Source organism: Leucobacter fengyongliangi, from assembly GCF_052386045.1.
Genome location: NZ_CM126356.1, coordinates 1,891,588 through 1,910,871 on the forward strand (window position 1 = coordinate 1,891,588; position 19,284 = coordinate 1,910,871).

Consider the following 19,284-nt stretch of genomic DNA (forward strand, 5'->3'; position numbering starts at 1 on the left):
TCGGTCTACGCCTGCAGGCTGGCGCTCACCGGGTCTCGCACGACGCGAAGTGTGGCGACTCGCGGATCCGCCGCACCCCGCACAAACCCGGTCGGCGATGCTGCGACCGCCTGCAAGAACGCGACCGTCTCCTCGGTGATCTCCTCGCCGGGCACGAGGTTCGGAATTCCCGGGGGGTACGCCGCGAGGGTATCCGCGGACACGCGACCGATCGCACGCTCGGCAGGCATCACCACGCTCTCGGCGAAGTAGGCCGCACGTGGCAACATGCGCAGGGTTCCGGCCGCGGGAAGCGGCGGGAAAGAAGGCTGCTCAGACGCAGAAGGTGCCACAGTGTCAGCGCCGAGAGCACCTCCAGCCCAGGCAGCGCCAGAAGCCTCCGCCACACGCAACGCCTCGGCCTCGTCGGCGACCGACACGAGCGCCGCCTGCAGCCGCTCAAGATCGAGCGTCGAGAGCGCCCCAATCACGGCCACCACACTCGTCGCGGTCGACATCTCGAGGTACACCCCGTGCGCCGTGATCAATCGCTCGCGCACCCAATGCCCGCTCTGCCCGAGCCGCGAGACATCGATCGGCACCCGCAGCGGGTCGATCGCCACGATGTCGGCATACTGCCCGAAATCATCCGAGAGCACGCTGAACCTCGGGTCGGCACGCAAGAACTGTCGCAACAGATTCGATTGGTGGATCGCGCGGCCAATTGCCTCCGTGCCCTGCACGAGCGCGTGCCGGGCCGCGTCGAGCGATCCCATCAGGATCGCACTGGCGGAGGTCGAGGAGGTCATGGTGAAGGCGCGTGCGACGAGCGGCTCGAGTCGCTCGGAAATCGGTGAATCGCCCAGGAGCAGCATCGCTGACTGGGTGAGCGACCCGGCCAGTTTGTGGGTGCTGGAGATCACGAGATCCGCACCCACTCTCGCCGGTGATTCGGGCAGCTCGGGATGAAACCCGAAGTGCGCTCCCCACGCCCCATCAACGATGAGTGCGGCATCGTAGCGATGCGCCACCTCCGCGAGGCCGGCGACATCGGCGGTCGACCCGAAGTAGCTCGGCGACACCACATACACGCTCGACACGGCGCGCCCCGCCTCGACCTCGTGTGCCAGCGCGGCCTCAAGCTGTGCGGGGGTGAGACCGTGGGCGATCCCGTTGCGTGCGTCGATGCTCGGGGCCACGAAGGCCGGAATCAGGCCGGCCAGCAGCACCCCGTCGGTGAAACTCGAGTGCGAACTGCGCTGCATAAGCACGCGCTCGCCGAGCCCCCGCACCGCGAGCGCCGCGGTGCGGTTGCCCTGCGACGCGCCGTTCGTGAGATACCACGCGCGATAGGCACCCCAGGCATCCGCCGCCAGCTGCAACGCTTCGGCTAGGGGTGAACCCTCGCCCAGGTCGATCCCGTCAAGCATCAGCGGCACGTCAAGCTCGGTGACGCGGGGACCAAACACCGCCGCGAGGTGCGCCGCGCCGCCGCCGGCATCACTTCCATGCCCCGGCACCATCACGTGCATCGGGTGCGAGTCAGCGTGTCGCTGCAGCGCCTCGATATAGGGCGCGCGCGACTGGGCCTCGGCGTGCGCCTGTGGGGTCGCCCCGAATTCGGCATGCGCGTAGGCCTGGGCCCGCGCGCCTGTTTCTTCTCCGGGCACCATCGAGTCGCTCAGTTGCTGCAGCATGCTTCCATAGTGTCCGTCGTGAGCCGTATTCGGTACCCGCCAGATGCCTCGATGCCCCCATATACTGTATGCATCAAGAGCAGTGGATCAGCCCTCTACTCATCAAGAAAGCTGGTGAGCCTGTGCTCGACCCTCGACAGCTCCAGGCCCTCTCCGCGGTTGCCGCTGAAGGCTCCGTCTCACGCGCCGCTCGCCGCCTGGGTTGGAGCCAGCCCACCGTCGACTACCACCTCAAGGCGCTCGATCGCCTCGTCGGCAGTCCACTGGTCGCGAGGTCCACACGGGGAAGCACGCTCACCGCGGCAGGGCGGCTCTTGCTCGAGCGAGGCGCTGAGATCCTCGCGCTCTCCGACCGGGCCCTCACCGACGTGCGGGAGTTTGCACAGATTGGCCGCACCAAGCTGCGATTTGGCTCCTTCCCGACGGCCGCGGCACGACTGCTGCCCGCGATCGCCACACGACTCCGGGAGGTCGGCATTGAACTCGCTGCGGTGCTCGAGGAGATCTCACCCCTCGTTGCCCAGGTCAATCAGCGCACCCTCGATGCCGCCCTCGTGTACACGGCGAGCGGGTACTCCCTGCCCTTCCGCTCGGACGTGCAGACCACGCACCTCCTCACCGACCCGCTCCTGCTTGCCCTTCCCGCGCAGCACCCCGCCGCGGGGCGGGCCAGCATCGACGTGGAGGGCCTGCTCGCGCTCAGCGATTCCTCATGGGTCTTCAGCGCGACTCCGGGCGACACGCTCGACGACGTGGTGCGCGACGTGTTCGCTGCGGCATCTCAGCCCTTTCAGGTGGCGGTGCGCACCGACGACTACGCCGTGGCTCTCGGGATGGTCGCGGCCGACCTGGGGGTCGGGCTCGTGCCCCGGCTCGCGACCGAACACGTGCCGATCGGCGTGGTACTCAGGCCCATCGACGACGCGCGTTTCGCACGCGAGATACTCCTCGCCACCCCGGCGTCACCGGGCGGTCCCTCTCCCGCCGTGCGCCAACTCGCCGAGGCCGTGCGGCGGGCGATCGCCGCACTGGACTAGCTCGGTCAGCGCGATGCCTCGGCGGCGAAACCTAGGCTCTTCCAGAAGCCATTTCGGAGGGCCTCGGCGCCTCGGTCACGAACGGGGCGATGATCGCTCCGATCGTCATCGCGAGCCCGCCGATCATGAAGGCGACTCGAGTACCCGCGGCCAGCGCGTGCGCGTCGACGGCATCGGGTGATCCCGCGGCCGCCGTCGACACGATCGTCAACACGGTCACGAAGAGCGCGGTGCCAGCCGCACCGCCCACCTGCTGCACGGTGGAGAGCGTCGCGCTGCCGTGTGAGGCAAGGCGAGGTGGCAGCGACCCGAGTGATGCGGAGAACAGCGGCGTGTATACCCCAGCGAGCCCCAGGCTCAACGCCATATGCGAGGCGAGAACCTGCCAGATGGTGCTCGTATCGTTGAGCAGCGCCATGCTCCAGAGCGCCAACGCGGCGATAATCATGCCAGGCACGAGCGGGAAGCGGGCACCTCGCTGATCCACCAGCCGCCCCACCAGCGGCCCCAGCAGGCCCATCAGCAGACCGCCGGGTAGGAGCACCAAACCAGACTCGAGTACCGAGAATCCGAGTACGTTCTGCCCGAAAATGGGGAGCAAAATCAAGCTGCCAAACATCGCGATCGAGGCGAAGGTAAATAGGATTACCGAGAGTGTGAACGGCCGAGTCTTGAAAGTCCGGAGGTCAAGCAACGCTCGATCCTCCCGCTGCAACAGCAGTTGCCGCCAGATGAAGAGCGCCAGGCCGGCAACGCCCACCAAGATGAGGGCAAGCGGCGGGATCGAGTGCTCGCCATTCGCGCTCTCACCGACTGCGCTGAGTCCCCACACGATGCCACCAAACCCAATGACGGAAAGCAGCACCGAGAGCAGGTCGACGCGCACCTTGCGCAGAATCCCCACATTCGGGAGGCGCAGGATGCCGAGAATCAGCGCGGCGAGCGCGATGGGGAGAACGAAAATGAAGAGCCAGCGCCAGCTCAGCCACTGCAGAATGAGTCCCGACACGGTCGGGCCGAGCGCAGGTGCCACGGAGATGACGATCGCGATCCGCCCCATCAGCTTCCCGCGCTGCTTCTCGGGCACCAGCACCACCACGGTCGTCATGAGGAGCGGCATCATGATGGCGGTTCCCCCGGCCTGCACTATGCGGCCGAGCAGAAGCACAAAGAACCCCGGAGCGAGCGCCGCAATCAGCGTTCCCGCTGTGAACAGTCCCATCGCGATCATGAAGAGCGTGCGCGTCTTCATTCGCTGGATCAGCATGCCAGTGATGGGAATTACGACGCTCATCGTCAGCAGGAACGCGGTCGTCAGCCACTGACCTGCTGCGGCGGTGATGTCGAGTTCAGACATGAGCTTGGGCAGCGCGACGCTCATGATGGTCTCGTTCAAGATCACCACGAACGCGCTCGCCAAAAGCAACCAAATGGCCAGTCGCTCGCGCGGACCAAACACTTTCTCGGTCGCCGGTTCGTGCGGTGAGGAAGTGGGTTCAGTGTGCGCAGGCATAAGGGAACAATGCTATCTCATTCAAGCATCCGCCAGACCCGCACGAATCAATTCGGGGAGAGCCTCGAGAGGAACTCCCGGGTCTCCTCGCGCACGGGCGAGTCGAAGATCTGCTCAGGCGTGCCCGACTCGATGATGCGCCCGTCTTTGAGGTACACGACCCGATCCGCGACGCGCCTGGCGAACGACATCTCGTGCGTCGCCATGACAATGGTGGATCCGGCGGCTTTCAGCTCGCCGACCAGATCGAGCACTTCCCCAACGAGTTGCGGGTCGAGGGCGCTCGTGATTTCGTCGAGCAGGAGCAGCTCGGGATCGGTTGCAATGGCGCGCGCGATGGCGACACGCTGCTGCTGCCCGCCCGAGAGTCGATCGGGGTACTCGCGCGCTTTCTCCCCGAGCCCGATGCGTTCGAGCAGCGCGAGACCCGTGCGCTCGGTATCGGCGCGCGGTGTGCGGAACACCTGCCGCGCGGCCAGGGTGACGTTGTCGAGCACCCGCATGTGTGGGAAGAGGTTGAAGTGTTGGAACACCACACCGATCCGCGCACGGATCTTGTCGGCGTCGACGCGTGGGTCGGTGATGTCTTCCTCGCCCAGCATGATGCGGCCGTCGTCCACCTCTTCGAGGAGGTTGATGGTCTTCAGCAGCGTCGACTTACCCGAGCCCGAGGCGCCGATGAGCACGACCACCTCGTGCCGGTCGACGGAGAGATCGATGCCGTCGAGCACGGTGTGGTCACCAAAGCGCTTCACCACGCCCTCAACACGCAGCACGGGGACGGAAGCGGATCCACTGGACACGGTCACACGACACCACCGATCTGCTCACGCTTCTGCGCGCGCGCCGTCACCCAGTCGGTGACGCGAATGAATGGCCACGACAGGAGCACGAAGAGGATCCCCGCGACCACGTACGGCGTGAAGTTGTAGCTCGCGGCGACCTCGAGCTGGGCCGCGCGCACCGCGTCGATGGCACCGAGCACCGAGATGAGGCCGACATCTTTCTGCATCGACACGAAATCGTTCATCAGCGCGGGCGTGACCTTGCGCACGGCCTGTGGCATCACGATCAGACGCAGAGTCTTCGCGTGGCTGAGCCCCAGCGAGCGCGCGGCGAGGCGCTGCGACGGGTGTACCGCTTCGATGCCCGCGCGAAGCACCTCCGAGACGTAGGCCGAGTAGGTCAGGATCAGCGCGATCGTGCCCCAGAATTGCGCGGGGAGGCGGCCCGTGAGTTCGAGGCCGGGCACGCCGAAACCAACGATGTACAGCACCAGCAACAGCGGGATGCCGCGAAAGATGTCGGTGTACCCGGCGGCCAGTAAGCGAATCGGGGTGAACACCGCACCCTTGAGCGTGCGCGCGATGGCGAGCAACGTGCCGAAAATCGCCACGCCGATGACCGCAAAAAACAGCACCTGCACGTTGAGCCACAGCCCGGTGAGGATCCGAGGGAGCGCACCAAGCGCGACCTCGGCATTGAAGAACGTGTCTCGCACGCGCTCCCAACCGGGGCTACTGGTGAGCGCGAGCGCCAGCACCGCCGCGAACACGACGGTGCTGAGCACGCTCACGAGGATCGAACGCTGTTTGCGCGCACGCCGAAAGGCGCGCCGTTCGAGCTCGAGGGGGCTCGGTTCGAACGGTCGCGCCGTGTCGGTTGCGGAGGTCACAACAAATCCTCAGAACGTCGGTTTCGGTGTACACGCCCGCGAGTTACGCGTCGCGGGCGCAGATCGGCTACTTCAGGAACGGAGCGCCCTGGTTCGCTAGCCACTCGGTGACCAGCTTCTCAAGGGTGCCGTTCTCGCGCAGCGTGTCGACCGCAGCGCTGACTTCTGCCGTGAGGGTCGAGCCCTTCGGCAAGACGAACGCGAACTCATCGCCAGCGGCCGCATCGAGCTGGCCGACGATGACCCCGTCGCCCTCGAGCTGTGCGTCACGCACGTAGAAGGCGGTAGGCAGATCCACCACGAGCGCGTCAATCAGGCCGTTCTGCAGCGCGGCAACCGCGTCGTCGTTGCTGTTGTACACCTGCACGTCGGTGCTCGGGGCGATGAGTTCCTCAACGGCCTTCAGTGAGGTGGTGCCGGTCTGCACACCGATGACGACGTCTTTCAGCTCGGCGATGCTCGTGGCATCAGCGGCGGGCGTTCCCGTCGCGGCCACGACGGCCTGCGTCGTCTCGTAGTACGGCGACGAGAAATCGACAACCTTCGCCCGCTCTTCGGTAACCGAGAACTGCTGGATGTTGAGGTCGAAGTCCTTCGGCCCGGGGGCGATCGCCAGATCGAAGCTCGTGCGCACCCACTCGACGTCTTCCGGCGCATAGCCCAGTTCCTCAGCGACCGCGTATGCGACGGCGGCTTCGAAGCCCTCGCCACTCTCGGGGGCGTCGTTCAGCACCCACGGCTCGTAGGCGAATTCGCCGGTGGCGATGGTGAGCTTGCCCTCGGTGACGGGGCCCACACCGGCGCTGCCGCCAGCCTCTTCGGAGGACCCGGTGGATCCGCCGGCGCAGGCGGTCAGTGCGAGAACTGCGGCGGCACCAGCGGCAACGAGTGCGGCGAGGCGGGGTGAACGAGACATGCGGGCTCCTTCTGCGACCCTCTCACCGAGTGAAAGGCGCTGAGTTGAACGTGTGGGAACTCCTCCAGCCTAGCGATGCGGCATGAGCGACTCTGGACACCGTGTCACAGTCCGACACACCGCCCCCACACGCTGCACGAACAGTGAGGCTGCGAGGTGTGGATCGCGGCTAGCGCTCAGCGGCGGAAGCGTTCGACCCCGGCGACCACCGTGCGGGCGCAGCGGCCGGACCCGGCCTCGACGAGCTCGGCGAGCGCGTCGTCGGGATCCACTGTGGACACCTCGAAAAACGCCAGGTCGGCGATCGCCCCCACCACGAGTTGCCCGATGCGCTTTTTCCCCACGTGCAGGCCGAGAGCGGTGGCGCCCCCGAGGGTGGCTGCGGAGAACAACCGCTGATGCAGGTCTCGGTCCGCGTAGCCCTGTTGGCGGGCGACTCGGTATAGCACCCCGACATCGGCGAGCGGGTCGAGCGAGGGAGACGAGGAGAGCGAGTCGGTGCCGACCGCGATCGGGTTGCCCTCTCGCAGGTAGTCAGCGACCGGCGGCATGTCGAGTCCGATGATCTCGTTCGAGCGCGGGCACAGCGCGACGCTCGTGTGCCGCGCGCGCAGGAGCGCCCGGTCGGCAGCGCTGACGTAGACCCCGTGCGCGATGTGGCAGTCGGGCCCCAGCACGCCGAGGTGATCGACAAACTGGGTCGACGAGACCCCGATGCCGCGAGACCGGAGCGCCCGGAAACTGTCAGCCTCGAGCTCGGGCCAGGCCTCATGACCGGCCGCACCCACGCCCCGCTCGCGCTCCATGTGCGCCTCGGCGAGGTGAATGTGCAGGCGCAACCCCTCCTCGCGCACGAGGTCGGGGATCTCGAGCAGGGGCTGCACCTCGAGCGAGTAGGGCGCGTGAGGAGACACTCCCCCGCCCGGCGGTTTGGGGATGCGGCGGATCTGCTCACGCACCTCCTGGCGCGCCTCGGCCGTCCAGTCCTCGTTGCTCTTGCCGTAGACCTCCCAGTAGGCGATGCCGTGCAGCCGTGCGTCGTGCAACGCCGAGAGCGCCGCCTCGTCGGTCACCACGTCCGCGAGAGCGGTGACCCCCGCGGTGATCGACTGCTGTGCCCCGTCGGCAGCGGCGGCAGCCCAATCATGGCCGTCGCGTTCGTACGCGTGGTCGAACGCACTGCCCCAGTCGTCGAAGCCGGTGTAGTGGCGCGCCGCAACCTCGCTCATGTGCGTGTATTGCAGGTGGGTGTGCGCGTTGACAAGTCCGGGAGCCAGCACCCCCTCCCAGCGTTCCTCACGAAACGGCAGGCCGCGATTGGCGAGCGCGCCCAGCACCCACCGCCGGTCACCGACGTGCAGAATCCGCTTGCCGCGCACCGCGACCGCACCGTCGCGAATACGGGGGCTCGTCACGGGCACAACCATGCCGGCGGAGTAGACGACGATCTCAGGCTCGGCTTGCACGCATCGAGTCTAGGGCGTTTGCGCGGGCGGCCGAATCGGAGCCACGGCGCTCGCTCCCACCCCAGCTGGCTGGTAACGGTGTACCCGCCAGGACTGCGCCGCGCCACCTTCCCGTGCATTCACGAATTGTGGATCGGCGCCCCCTCCCCGTGCGCTAAGCGCCACGCGCGCCACCTTCTGCTCAGCTTCCGCGGGCAAGGCATGGACTCCGGGAGTGAGCTCGCTCGTCGCGAGGTGTTCGAGACTCGCGAGTTGCGTGGCGAAGGAGAGGTCCATGACCTCGATCGGATTGCCTTCCGCCGCGGTGTAATTCACGCCGGCGCCCTCGGCGAGAACGAGGAGACCAATCTCTCCGACATTCCTCACTGGCGGGATCCACTCGGTCACCCATTCGGTGAGTTCTTCGCGCACCCAGCCGGCCGCGAGAAGGTCGTCAAGTGCGAGTTCGCCGTCGATACCCCCGGCGACCGCGACCGCGGCACCCGGCCGGACGCGGGAGAGCGCGGGTGCATCGAGCGTGTGCCACACCCCGGTGGCACTGACGACGACATCGGCAAGTGGGAGCGCCTCGGCCGCCGGGAGCGCCTCGTGCCCGTCGTGGAGCGCGGCGAGCGCACGCACCGCGTCACGCTCAACCACGGTCACTCGGGCACCGAGCGCTGCGGCGAAGCGGGCGACTCCGACCCCGACCGGGCCGTAGCCAATGACGACCCAGCGCTCGCCGGCCGTGCCCGGTGCGCGGCCACGGCCGGCAATCTCGGCCGTGTCCAGTGCGTCGGCAATCGCGAACACGCACGACTGCCCGGTGCCAATGAGGTTGTCAAAGTCGGTCTTGGTGCGTGCATCGTTGACCGCGATCACCGGGATCCGCAGCACCCCCTCGGCCTGCATTTCGCGCAGCGGACGCACGCCGCTCGTGGTCTCTTCGCTCGCCGCTCGCAGCGAGGCCAAGGCCTCAGCTCGGGTCGTGTGTGCCAAGCGGATCAGGTGTGCACCGTCGTCGATGAGCAATTCGGGTCGCCAGTCGAGCACCGCCGCGGCGTTGGCCGCATCGATGCTCGGTGCCTCTTCCGCCGAAGCCTGGGTGATGGGCGCGAAGACCCGGATCCCGGGCCCTGCGAGCGCGGCCGCCACCCGGGGGTCGGTTTCAGACACCGCGCCAAAGACCGCAACCTCAGCCCCGGCAGCGCGAAGCGCGAGGGCCAGCACCGCGGTCTTGGGTTCGAGCACGAGGCTCACGGCAACCCGTGTGCCGGCGAGGGTGCCGGCCGCGGCGAGCTCCGCGGCGAGCGCGCGGGTCGCCGGCATGTGTGCGGCGGCCCAGTCGATGCGGTCACGGGCGCTCGCTCCGCGCGCCTGACCGGTCTCGCCCGCTTCGTCGAACACGAAATCGGGAGCGGGCCCATCTTCTTCTGCGGTCACCCGCGCACCCATGCGCGTCAGCATGCGTTCGAGCGTGCCGGAGAGTTCGGTGTGATCCGCGTGATCTGTGCGCAGCAGCACGCGGCTTCCCGCAATCAGCCGGTTGCCCGCGCGCGCGGCTCGACGTATGATCCGTTCCGCGGCCAACGCCGAGGTTCCAGCCTCAGTCATGCGCGACAACCCGCCGCGCGAGGGCGCCACCCAGAGCGGTCGCGAGTCCAAAGACCGCAAAGAGGATCGCCGGGCCCCAGGATCCTCCACCCGACCAGCCGAGCGAGGCTTGCGCGGCGAGCGGCAAGAAGCCACCCACGACCGCGGCCAGGTTATAGCCGAGACTGACACCCGAATAACGCAACTCGGTTGGGAAGAGCAGCGCGAGCGTCGGGCCAGCAACCCCGTAGGCGAGGATCACGGCGGCGAGGCCGAGGCTGACGGCGGCGATCGCGGCACCGGGTGATCCACTGTCGATCAGCCAGAATACCGGGAACGCGACGAGCGCGGTCGCGAGGCCACCCCAGGAGGTGACGCGGCCGGGGCCGAAGCGCTCGGCGAGACGGCCCGAGAGCAGCGTGACACCCACCTGCACGACCGCGGCAATGAGGGTCGCGTTCACCATCAGCTGCCGGTCGAGGCCGCGCTCGTTGGCACCGAAGTTCACGAGGAAGGTGTTCATGAAGTAGAAGCCACCAACGCCCAGAAGCGACACGAGGATCGCGATGCCGAGTCGGCCGGGTGTGCGCCGGAAGAGCTCGATCACCGGCACGCGCACCCGCTCGCCGGTGGCGACGAGCCGCTGAAACTCCGGAGATTCCTCGATGCCCACGCGCAGAAACACCGCGACGAGCAGGAGCGGGAGCGCGGCAAGAAACGGGAGTCGCCAGCCCCACGCATCGAACGATTCAGGAGGCAGGAGCAGTACGAGCGTGAAAGCGCCACTCGACAGCAGCGTGGCGATCGGCGAGGAGAGCTGCACGAGCGCGGAGAGGCGGTTGCGATAGGCCGGAGGGGCGTGCTCGACCGCCATGGTCATGGCACCGCTCCACTCGCCGCCGACCGCGACCCCCTGCAGGAGTCGCAGCACGACGAGCATGATCGGGGCGACGATTCCGATGGCATAGAAGTCGGGCAACATGCCAATGAGCGCGGTCGCGACACCGATCAGCACGACGCTGAGAATCAGTGTGGGTCGGCGGCCAATGCGATCGCCCAGGCTCCCGAAGAGCACCGCGCCCAGGGGCCGTGCAACGAACCCCACGCCGAAGGTCGCGAATGCGGCGAGCGCGGCGGCCTGCGGGTCAAGCTCGGTGAAGAACAACCGGTTGAACACCAGCGCCGCGGCGAGCCCAAAGAGGTAGTAGTCAAACCATTCCATCGCGGTGCCGACGAGCGCGGCGAGCGCGACCTTTCGAGCTGCCTTCAGTGAGAGCTGAGCCGGCGCTTGGGTCGCTCCGGGTTCGTTCATCTCCACCTCCTCCGACGTGCCGAGTCTATGCGTTTCACACACGTGTGCGCTGCTTCTCCCAGCACCGGGGCAGGTGAACAGACCATTGGCGCGAGCGGGCTTCACTTCGACCCAGCAGCCTGAAGTTGGTGATGGATCGCCGTTACTCCTACGATCGAGTGTGCCGGTCTTAGAGATTTCACCGGCCCACCAGTGGACTGCGAGCATCCAAGCGCGATCCTCCCGCCTCAGCAGAGAGGATCGAGGCCATCACGCGCACGCGACTCACCTTCTGGCTGGTACTTCTCCTCGGCTTCATTGGTACCATCGGTCCGCTCTCGACAGATCTCTATCTCCCGACGTTCACCGATATCTCGGGAGACCTCGGGGTGCTTCCTGCGACGGTGCAGCTCACCCTGACGGGGTTTCTCCTCGGGCTCGGATCTGGTCCGCTTATCGTGGGCCCACTGTCGGATCGATACGGTCGCCGGCGCGTCCTCCTCGTTGCGCTTGCGGTATTCGTGGCTTCCGGCGCACTGATGGGGCTGGTATCGGAAATTTGGATACTCATCGCGCTGCGCCTCATCCAGGGGATGGCGACCGCCGCTGGCACGGTGCTGAGCCGTACCATCGTCGTCGACCTTGCTGAGGGGAGTGCCGCCGTTCGCGCGCTCAGCGCGATAGCGGTCGCCGTCGGCATCGGTGCCATCGTTGCCGCACCACTGGGGGGCCTCATCGGGGCGACCTGGGGCTGGCGCGGTGCACTTCTCGCCCTCGCTGGTATCGGTGCCATCATGCTGGCCCTGGCGATTGCCTTCCTGCCGGAGTCGCTCCCAGCAGAGAAACGACATGCTCGCGGAACCGGTGCGCTCTCCTCGCTCTTGATCGCCGCACGGATCCCATCGGTTCCCATGTACGCAGTGATCCTCGGCGCGACGTACGCCGCGATGATGGCCTACATCTCTTCTTCGCCCTTCATCGCGATCGGAATCATGGGCCTCACGCCGCGGGAATTCTCATGGTGGTTTGGGGCCTCCGCATCCGCGATGATCATCGGGAGTCTCCTCAACATGTGGCTCGCCCCGAGATTTGGTGCCGTGCGAATGCTCATGGTGGGTCAAGCACTCCTCGGCGGATCCGGATTGATCTTCATTTTCATGTCGACGACCGGGGCACTCACTCCCCCGCTGTACTTCGGAACCGGGTTTGTACTCATCTCTGGTTTCGGGATCTCAATGGCCAACACCACTGCCCTCGCGCTCTCGTCGGGCGGGGCCGCGCGCGGGTCGGCTTCTGCGCTGCTCAGCACCGCACAGTACCTGTCTGGGGCACTCATCATTCCCCTGGTCGGACTCGGAGGTACTCACTCCGCTTTCCCCATGAGCGTGGCGGTGCTTGCTCTCGCCGTACTGACCGCCAGCGCACTCGTCATCGTGCGACGCACGTCCCGCGCTGCCGATGGCGATGCTGGGATCGCTTCAGATCCCGGCTAGGGTTCACTTCGGCTCACCCCTCGCAGACCACAGCCTTCAGGCATAGGGTGAGGGCATGGTCAGAACCCTCACCGAAGATGACGCAGCCAAGAACGGCCTCCAGATCGTTCACCAGGCCGAGCGGCAGCGATTCGTTGCCATCAGAGACGGACGCGTTGTTGGCGAAGCGCACTATCGCCTGCTCGGCGACACCGGCATTGACTTTGATCACACGGTCGTGGTGCCCGAGCTCCGCGGCACCGGACTTTCCGGGCTGCTCGCGCACCGTGCGGTCACCGACGAGATCGTGCGCGGGCGCAGGGTGGCGGCCTCATGCTGGTTCATCGAGGGCTACCTCGCGAAGCACCCCGAGCTTCAGGGCACGACACCTCACTAGCCGGCACCGTCGGCCCCACACTGCGGCGCGCGACCGCATCGAGAGCCCTACGATGCTTCGGCCTTCTTCCCCAACCGACGCTTCTTTCCGCCATCCGAATTCGCACCCTGCTGCCGAATGAGTTCTGTCAGGTCGCGTGAAATCAGCAGATCAATGCGCTCGTCTCGCGCAGCCTGATATTCCTCGCTCGCCCCACCCGAGTAGTACGGATGCGTCGCGCGCTCCTTCAGCGAATCACCGATTTCATGCCAGGCCGCTTCCCGAGCGCGCGCCGTGGTGACCCTGAGATACTCCTGGTCGGTTGCCCGCGCGCGCAGTTCAACCGCCACGCCTTCGTACACTTCTTGCCGGTGCCGAAGTGTGCGGTTATCGCCGTCGCCATACTCCGAATCACTCCATGCGCTGCGGCCCGTCTTCCGGATCTCTTTGCGCATCTGCTCGATGTGCCGAGCATCGCGTTCGCGCTCGAGCGCGAGTTCGGTGATTGAGTCGCGCACCATGTCGACAATTTCCTGCTCGTCGTAGTCGACCTTCCGCTTGAGCGCGTTCATGATGATCGCGTTCTTCACACTCATGCGCACGGCGACATCGGCGACGAGCAAGCCCTGCTCAACGATGTCTGCAACGGGAGCAAGCTGGCGCTGAGGAAGCTTCCGCGGAAGCTTGGGTCCGCGACGCTTAAACCAGCTGACCACCATGTTTCTCCTACCGATCTCAATAGTCTTCCCAGTATCTCTTAGATCGGGGACTCCACGGCACCCATTTCCGGCGTCAATTCCCGGCACCGATTTCCTCGACGACGATTTCGCGCAGCGTGACCAGCGCGCGTTCGAACTGCCCACCGTCCGGGCCACCCGTGCCAATCACCAGGCCGAACCTCTCGGTAGGGTGATTGTGCCGCTGCCAGTACCCGCTCAGGTGCACCGCACCAAGCCCACATTCCGTGGATCGCGCGATCACCCGTGACTCCACGTACGGTGCCCGTTCTCCCACCCCCAACTCGAGCACGGCGTGCAGGCCACCGCTCATCGGTCGCACCTTCAGGCCCGGCACTCCCGACAGGTGGGTGAGAACCGTCTCGCGTCGCATCGCATAGCGGCGTCGCATGCGCGTCGTGTGGCGCCTCAGCTCACCGCTTCCGAGATAGTCTCCGAGCGCGGACTGCACGACAGCCGATACCGCCCCGCCCAAGTCACGGCGCACCGGCTCGATGAGATCGCGCAGCCTGCGTGGGGCGAGGAGGTACCCGGCGGCAAGCGACTGCGACACCGTCTTCGAAAAGGTGCCGAGCAGTACGACCGACCCAGACTCGGGGTCGTCGAGCGCCGCCAATGCAGGCAGCGGACTCCCCGTGTGGCGCAGTTCGGAGTCGTAGTCGTCTTCGACAATCACCGCGCCGGTGCGGGTCGCCCATGCGAGAAGCTCACGGCGCCGGGCGAGTGGCAATGATCCACCGAGTGGATATTGATGGCTGGGTGTCACGATGATCGCGTCGAGCATGCCGACGGGAAGCGCCCCGGCGTCGAGCCCCTCAGCATCAACGGGAAGTGCGACGATGTGCGCACCGTGCCGCGCGGCCACGCGCCGCAGCGACGGGTACCCGGGATCTTCCACGCCCACCACCAGCCCGCGACCGCTGGTGGTACCCAACGCGGTGAGCAGCAGCCCAAGGCCCTCGCGCGTACCTGCCGTCACGATCACATCCTGAGCCGTGCGCGTCGTGCCCCGTGTGCGGCGCAGATGTTCGGCAATTTCGAGCCGGAGCCTCGGGTCACCAAGCTCCGGGGCCTCGACGTGTGCGCGCAGGGCAGCCTGCCGCCACGCGGTGCGCCACGCGGGGCGATCGATCGAGCTCGTATCTGGCACACCAGGTGCGAGCGGCAGTGGATCGGCACGTCGCACCGTCGCCGCGCCGACAGGGCGAGTGACCCGCGCCGAGTGAGCGTGATCCGCCCGCCGAGCCTGGGCCTGCGGCATCGCGGCCGAAGCGCGGCCAGGCAAGAACGCGGGCGCATGCGCCACCCCGAGATCTGGACTTACGCGGGTGCCTCGGCCATGGCCAGCCGAGAGGTAGCCCTCTGCGGTGAGCTGTTCGTAGGCCGTGACGACCACTCCTCGGGCGACCCCCAATCGTGATGCGAGATTGCGGGTCGCAGGCACGACCTCCCCAGGGAGAAGCGCGCCACCGTCGATCGCGTTCCGCAGCGCGGCCGCAAGTTGCGCGGGGAGTGGAGATCCGGCACTGCGGTCGAGGTGGATCGGCAACTCGGCTGCGGTACGTACGTCGGGCATCACAATATTCTGGCACGCGACCAGAGGCTTGGTCTATTGAAAGTAGCAAACTTTGGCACTTGTGAGGTACCAGATTCACCGCGAAAGTGGAACGCATGACTCAGAACATTGCTGCCCACTCGCCCGCCACTGGTTCCCCGCTCGTCAAGCGCGGCCTCGCCGACATGCTGAAGGGCGGGGTGATCATGGATGTCGTCACCCCCGAGCAGGCACGCATCGCCGAAGACGCGGGTGCCGTCGCCGTCATGGCGCTCGAGCGTGTGCCCGCCGACATTCGCGCGCAGGGCGGCGTCGCCCGCATGAGCGCCCCCGAACTCATCGACGGGATCAAGGCGGCCGTCTCGATTCCCGTCATGGCCAAGGCCCGCATCGGGCACTTCGTCGAGGCCCAGATACTCGAGGCGCTTGAGGTCGACTACATCGACGAGTCCGAGGTGCTCTCCCCCGCCGACTACGTCAACCACATCGACAAGCGAGGCTTCACTGTGCCCTTCGTCTGCGGCGCGACTAACCTCGGCGAGGCGCTGCGGCGCGTCACCGAGGGAGCGGCGATGATCCGTTCAAAGGGCGAAGCCGGCACGGGTGACGTATCTGAGGCGACCCAGCACATCCGCACCATCACGGGAGAAATTGCGCGGCTCGCTTCGCTCAGCCCCGACGAGCTCTTCGTCGCGGCGAAGGAGCTGCAGGCACCCTACGACCTCGTCGCCGAGGTCGCGGCCACCGGCAAGCTCCCTGTGGTGCTTTTCACCGCGGGCGGAGTCGCCACCCCGGCCGACGCTGCCATGATGATGCAGCTCGGCGCCGACGGTGTCTTCGTCGGTTCCGGCATTTTCAAGTCGGGCGACCCCGCGAGGCGCGCCGCCGCAATCGTCACTGCCACGGCTCGTTTCGACGACCCACAAGCGATCACCGAGGCATCACGTGGGCTCGGCGAGGCCATGGTCGGCATCAACGTCTCGGACCTCGCCGCCCCGCATCGCCTCGCCCAGCGCGGCTGGTAGGCATGAGGGCCCAGACGCTGCGCGCCGGAGTACTCGCACTCCAGGGCGGGGTCGCGGAGCACGCGGCAATGCTCGAACAGCTGGGCGCGACCGTCACGCTGGTGCGGCGCGCGAGCGATCTTATCGGGCCCGACGGACCAAGGCTCGATGCCCTCGTGCTGCCCGGCGGTGAGTCGAGCACGCAGGACCGGCTCCTGCGGCTCTTTGATCTTGCGGATCCGCTGCGCAAGATCATCGCGGGCGGACTCCCCACGCTCGGCACCTGCGCGGGGCTGATTCTGCTCGCGGGCGAGGTGCAAGATCCCGCACCGGGACAGCGCACGCTCGGCCTGCTCGACGTGTTCGTAAGGCGCAACGCTCTCGGGGCGCAGATCGCGTCGATCGAGTCCGAGTTCACGGTGCAGGCGGCCGGGGTCTCGGGGCTCGGCGCGCTCGGAGATGTGCGCGGCGCTCTGATCCGCGCGCCGGAGATCGTCTCGGTCGGAGCGGGTGCCCGGGTGCTCGCCGCTCGCGATGGGCGGATCCTCGCGGCAACCTCGCTCCCGCAGGGTGCGACGCTTGGGGCAACCACCCCGGCCAGTCGCCTGCCGCTCGGGACGCTGACTGGCATCGCGTTCCATCCCGAAATTTCGGGAGACCCGGCCTTCCACCGGGCGCTTCTCGCGCAGGCGCGGTAGGGCGCGAGAGAGGCATCGGCGACGCCACGGCAGCGCGCGTCGCAGTGACGTTCGACTACGGGGTGGGATGCAGCGCGTCGTAGCGTTGAAACCCGCTAAATACGCGAAGAAATACCAGCATGAGGGCGAGAATCACGAGGCCGCCCAGGAGCGCGGGCGCCCAGAGTGCGATCAAGGTCGCGAGAGCTCCGGCGAGCAGATCGCCGACGCGCGGCCCGCCGGCGACCACCACGTAGAAAAGCCCCTGCATGCGCCCGCGCACCTCGTCGGGGGCTGCCGCCTGCAGAATCGTGGTGCGGAACACCGCACTCACGTTGTCTGCCGCGCCCGCCCCCGCGAGCGCTGTGCCCGCAAGCAGCAGTGCGGGCCAGACGGTGTTGCGATCCGCCCCCGGGAGTGCGGGCAGAACAATACCGGTGATGAGCAGCACCAGGCCAAACAGGGCGGTGAATGCGCCATACGCGGCGATCGCCCACGTCACGGCCAGGCCCTGTCGGCGCACGCGGCCGAGGGGCCCAGACAGGAGCCCGCTCACGAGCGCACCCACCGCGAACGCGGCGGTGAATAGACCGACGGTGACGGCGCCGCCCCCCAGCACGAGCGCACCCACCGCGGGAAAGACCACGCGCGGCGTACCCAGCGTCATCGCCACCAGGTCGAAGATGAAGGTCGCGCGCACATTGGGTGCGCGACGCAGAAAGCGCAGGCTCTCGACCAGAGAGGCGAACCCCGGGGCGCTTGGCCTGCCCTCCGGACGCATCGCCGGAAGCCCCAGGATGCCGATGAAGGCCGCGGTGAAGAGCACGGCATCGAGCAGGTAGGTCCACGCGAATCCCGCGGTGGCGACCAGCACCCCGGCGATGGCCGGGCCCACCGTTACCGACAGCCCCATCGTGATGCCGCTCAGCGCGGCGGCGGCCGGAAGGAGCTGCGTCGGCAGCAGGCGGGGCAGGATCGCGCCGCGGGTGGCTCCGAGAATTGTAGCGGAGGCGGCGTTGATGGCCGCGAGCGCGTAGTACGGCCAGGTCGCGGTGACGTCGAAAAACGCGATGGTCGTCATTGCGCCGATGCTGAGCCACGCAGCGGTGGCGGTGACGAGCGAGACCGCGCGACGGTCGAAGCGGTCGGCGAGTGCGCCGCCGACGAACCCGGCGAGGATCATTGGGCCGAGCGCCCACAGCGCGACGAGGGCGACGGCGAGGGTGGATCGGGTCAGCGCGTAGACGTGCAGCCCAACGGCGACAATCGTCACCTGCGCGCCAATTTGCGCGACGGAAGTGCCGATCCACAGTCTGGCGAATTGGGGGCTCTGCTGCAGGGGGCTGAGATCGACGAGCAGTGACGCGAGGCGACCCCGGCGCGCGCTCGTTTGGTCCCCCGATGTCTCCAGTTCACCCACCCCCGAACCCTACACCGCACCGCCGATTCCCTGCGCGGAGGGGTAAACTCGGGGCGTGTACGACGACCGATACGATCACGACCCGGTGAACGCGATGAAGCCTCGCCGCGGGTCCGCCCCGCGGCCACAGGTCACCCTCGCACGTGGCCTCGTCGTAGAACACACCGAGACCGAGTGGTGCGGCGCGGTGGTGGGTGCGCGTGACGGACTTGTGCACCTCGAAGACTTCCGCGGCAAGGTGCGCGCCTTCGCGCTCTCCGACGGCTTCCTCGTTGATGGCGCGCCCGTCACGCTCGCCATGCCGCAGCGCGCTCCGCAGCGGCAGCGCACAGCGTCGGGCTCTTTCGCGGTGGATCAGCATCGCGCCAAGGTCGCGATGCCCAGCCGCATCTTCGTCGAAGGCAAACACGATGCCGAACTCGTCGAGCAGGTGTGGGGCGACGACCTGCGCGTTGAGGGCGTGGTGGTCGAACTCCTCGAGGGTGCCGACAATCTCGAGCAGGTGCTCGCTGAGTTTGGGCCGAGCTCGGAGCGACGCGCGGGGGTCCTGCTCGATCACCTGATTGCGGGCAGCAAAGAGACACGCATAGCGGAACACATTGGCCGCGGCCCGTTCGGTACGAGCGTGCTCATCGTCGGCCACCCGTTCGTCGATATCTGGGCGGCGGTCAAACCGGAACGAGTGGGACTCACCGCGTGGCCAGAGATTCCCCGGAACGTGGAGTGGAAGACCGGAATCTGCCGCGCGCTCGGTTGGCCGGCTGAGGAGCCTGCCGACCTCGCCGATGCCTGGTCACGCATCAGGGGTCGCGTGCGCTCCTTCCGTGACCTCGAGCCGAGCCTCGTGGGCCGGGTCGAGCAGCTCATCGATTTCGTCACCGTAGAATCCTGACCGAA

At 67.3% G+C, this 19,284-nt stretch carries 17 protein-coding genes; 6 read left to right on the forward strand and 11 right to left on the reverse strand.

Features of this window, described 5'->3' with window-relative positions:
• Positions 1-5 precede the first annotated feature (5 nt).
• A complete protein-coding gene (locus tag ACTNFK_RS09020) occupies positions 6-1,676 on the reverse strand; it encodes an aminotransferase class I/II-fold pyridoxal phosphate-dependent enzyme (protein WP_435936918.1) in 1,671 nt (556 codons plus the stop codon).
• 68 nt (positions 1,677-1,744) lie between these two features.
• On the opposite strand from ACTNFK_RS09020, the gene ACTNFK_RS09025 reads away from it, so the two are divergent.
• Positions 1,745-2,713, forward strand: a complete 969-nt coding sequence (locus ACTNFK_RS09025; RefSeq protein ID WP_435936917.1) for a LysR family transcriptional regulator — start codon at positions 1,745-1,747, stop codon at positions 2,711-2,713.
• Positions 2,714-2,744: 31 nt separating this feature from the next.
• Here the strand turns inward: ACTNFK_RS09025 and ACTNFK_RS09030 are convergent, their stop codons facing one another.
• From ACTNFK_RS09030 to ACTNFK_RS09060, 7 genes are all read right to left on the reverse strand, one after another.
• A complete protein-coding gene (locus ACTNFK_RS09030; protein WP_435936916.1) occupies positions 2,745-4,226 on the reverse strand; it encodes a DHA2 family efflux MFS transporter permease subunit in 1,482 nt (493 codons plus the stop codon).
• 47 nt (positions 4,227-4,273) lie between these two features.
• Entirely contained in the window at positions 4,274-5,035 is a 762-nt protein-coding gene (locus tag ACTNFK_RS09035) for an amino acid ABC transporter ATP-binding protein (RefSeq protein ID WP_435936915.1), read from the reverse strand.
• Positions 5,032-5,901, reverse strand: a complete 870-nt coding sequence (locus ACTNFK_RS09040) for an amino acid ABC transporter permease (RefSeq protein WP_435936914.1) — start codon at positions 5,899-5,901, stop codon at positions 5,032-5,034. Before ACTNFK_RS09040 ends, ACTNFK_RS09035 begins: the two co-directional genes overlap by 4 nt.
• A 67-nt stretch (positions 5,902-5,968) precedes the next feature.
• A complete protein-coding gene (locus tag ACTNFK_RS09045; protein WP_435936913.1) occupies positions 5,969-6,817 on the reverse strand; it encodes an ABC transporter substrate-binding protein in 849 nt (282 codons plus the stop codon).
• Between the two features lie 176 nt (positions 6,818-6,993).
• A complete protein-coding gene (locus ACTNFK_RS09050) occupies positions 6,994-8,244 on the reverse strand; it encodes an amidohydrolase family protein (RefSeq protein WP_435936935.1) in 1,251 nt (416 codons plus the stop codon).
• 48 nt (positions 8,245-8,292) lie between these two features.
• On the reverse strand, positions 8,293-9,876 hold the full coding sequence (locus ACTNFK_RS09055; RefSeq protein WP_435936912.1) for an adenosylhomocysteinase: 1,584 nt from the start codon (positions 9,874-9,876) through the stop codon (positions 8,293-8,295).
• On the reverse strand, positions 9,869-11,167 hold the full coding sequence (locus tag ACTNFK_RS09060; RefSeq protein ID WP_435936911.1) for an MFS transporter: 1,299 nt from the start codon (positions 11,165-11,167) through the stop codon (positions 9,869-9,871). The genes ACTNFK_RS09055 and ACTNFK_RS09060 overlap by 8 nt, the downstream gene beginning before the upstream one ends.
• 275 nt (positions 11,168-11,442) lie before the next feature.
• Between ACTNFK_RS09060 and ACTNFK_RS09065 the strand changes: the two genes are divergently transcribed.
• Together ACTNFK_RS09065 and ACTNFK_RS09070 are read left to right on the forward strand one after the other, a co-directional pair.
• The gene (locus tag ACTNFK_RS09065; RefSeq protein ID WP_445117215.1) at positions 11,443-12,639 is read left to right on the forward strand and encodes a Bcr/CflA family efflux MFS transporter; all 1,197 of its coding nucleotides are present in this window, start codon (positions 11,443-11,445) and stop codon (positions 12,637-12,639) included.
• A 55-nt stretch (positions 12,640-12,694) separates the two neighbouring features.
• On the forward strand, positions 12,695-13,015 hold the full coding sequence (locus ACTNFK_RS09070) for a GNAT family N-acetyltransferase (RefSeq protein ID WP_435936910.1): 321 nt from the start codon (positions 12,695-12,697) through the stop codon (positions 13,013-13,015).
• 47 nt (positions 13,016-13,062) lie between these two features.
• Here the strand turns inward: ACTNFK_RS09070 and ACTNFK_RS09075 are convergent, their stop codons facing one another.
• A complete protein-coding gene (locus tag ACTNFK_RS09075) occupies positions 13,063-13,713 on the reverse strand; it encodes an asparagine synthase (RefSeq protein WP_435936909.1) in 651 nt (216 codons plus the stop codon).
• Between the two features lie 73 nt (positions 13,714-13,786).
• Positions 13,787-15,307, reverse strand: a complete 1,521-nt coding sequence (gene pdxR, locus ACTNFK_RS09080) for a MocR-like pyridoxine biosynthesis transcription factor PdxR (RefSeq protein WP_435936908.1) — start codon at positions 15,305-15,307, stop codon at positions 13,787-13,789.
• Positions 15,308-15,402: 95 nt separating this feature from the next.
• Here pdxR and pdxS point away from each other — a divergent pair, with 95 nt between their 5' ends.
• The gene (gene pdxS, locus ACTNFK_RS09085) at positions 15,403-16,311 is read left to right on the forward strand and encodes a pyridoxal 5'-phosphate synthase lyase subunit PdxS (protein ID WP_435936907.1); all 909 of its coding nucleotides are present in this window, start codon (positions 15,403-15,405) and stop codon (positions 16,309-16,311) included.
• A gap of 2 nt (positions 16,312-16,313) precedes the next feature.
• A complete protein-coding gene (gene pdxT / locus ACTNFK_RS09090) occupies positions 16,314-16,988 on the forward strand; it encodes a pyridoxal 5'-phosphate synthase glutaminase subunit PdxT (protein WP_435936906.1) in 675 nt (224 codons plus the stop codon).
• Positions 16,989-17,043: 55 nt separating this feature from the next.
• Here pdxT and ACTNFK_RS09095 read toward each other — a convergent pair whose 3' ends face one another.
• Positions 17,044-18,387: an MFS transporter gene (locus ACTNFK_RS09095; protein WP_435936905.1), complete on the reverse strand. Its 1,344-nt coding sequence runs from the start codon at positions 18,385-18,387 to the stop codon at positions 17,044-17,046.
• 55 nt (positions 18,388-18,442) lie between these two features.
• Between ACTNFK_RS09095 and ACTNFK_RS09100 the strand changes: the two genes are divergently transcribed.
• Positions 18,443-19,279 (forward strand): DUF3097 family protein, encoded by an 837-nt coding sequence (locus tag ACTNFK_RS09100; RefSeq protein ID WP_435936904.1) that lies wholly within the window; start codon positions 18,443-18,445, stop codon positions 19,277-19,279.
• Positions 19,280-19,284: the final 5 nt, after the last annotated feature.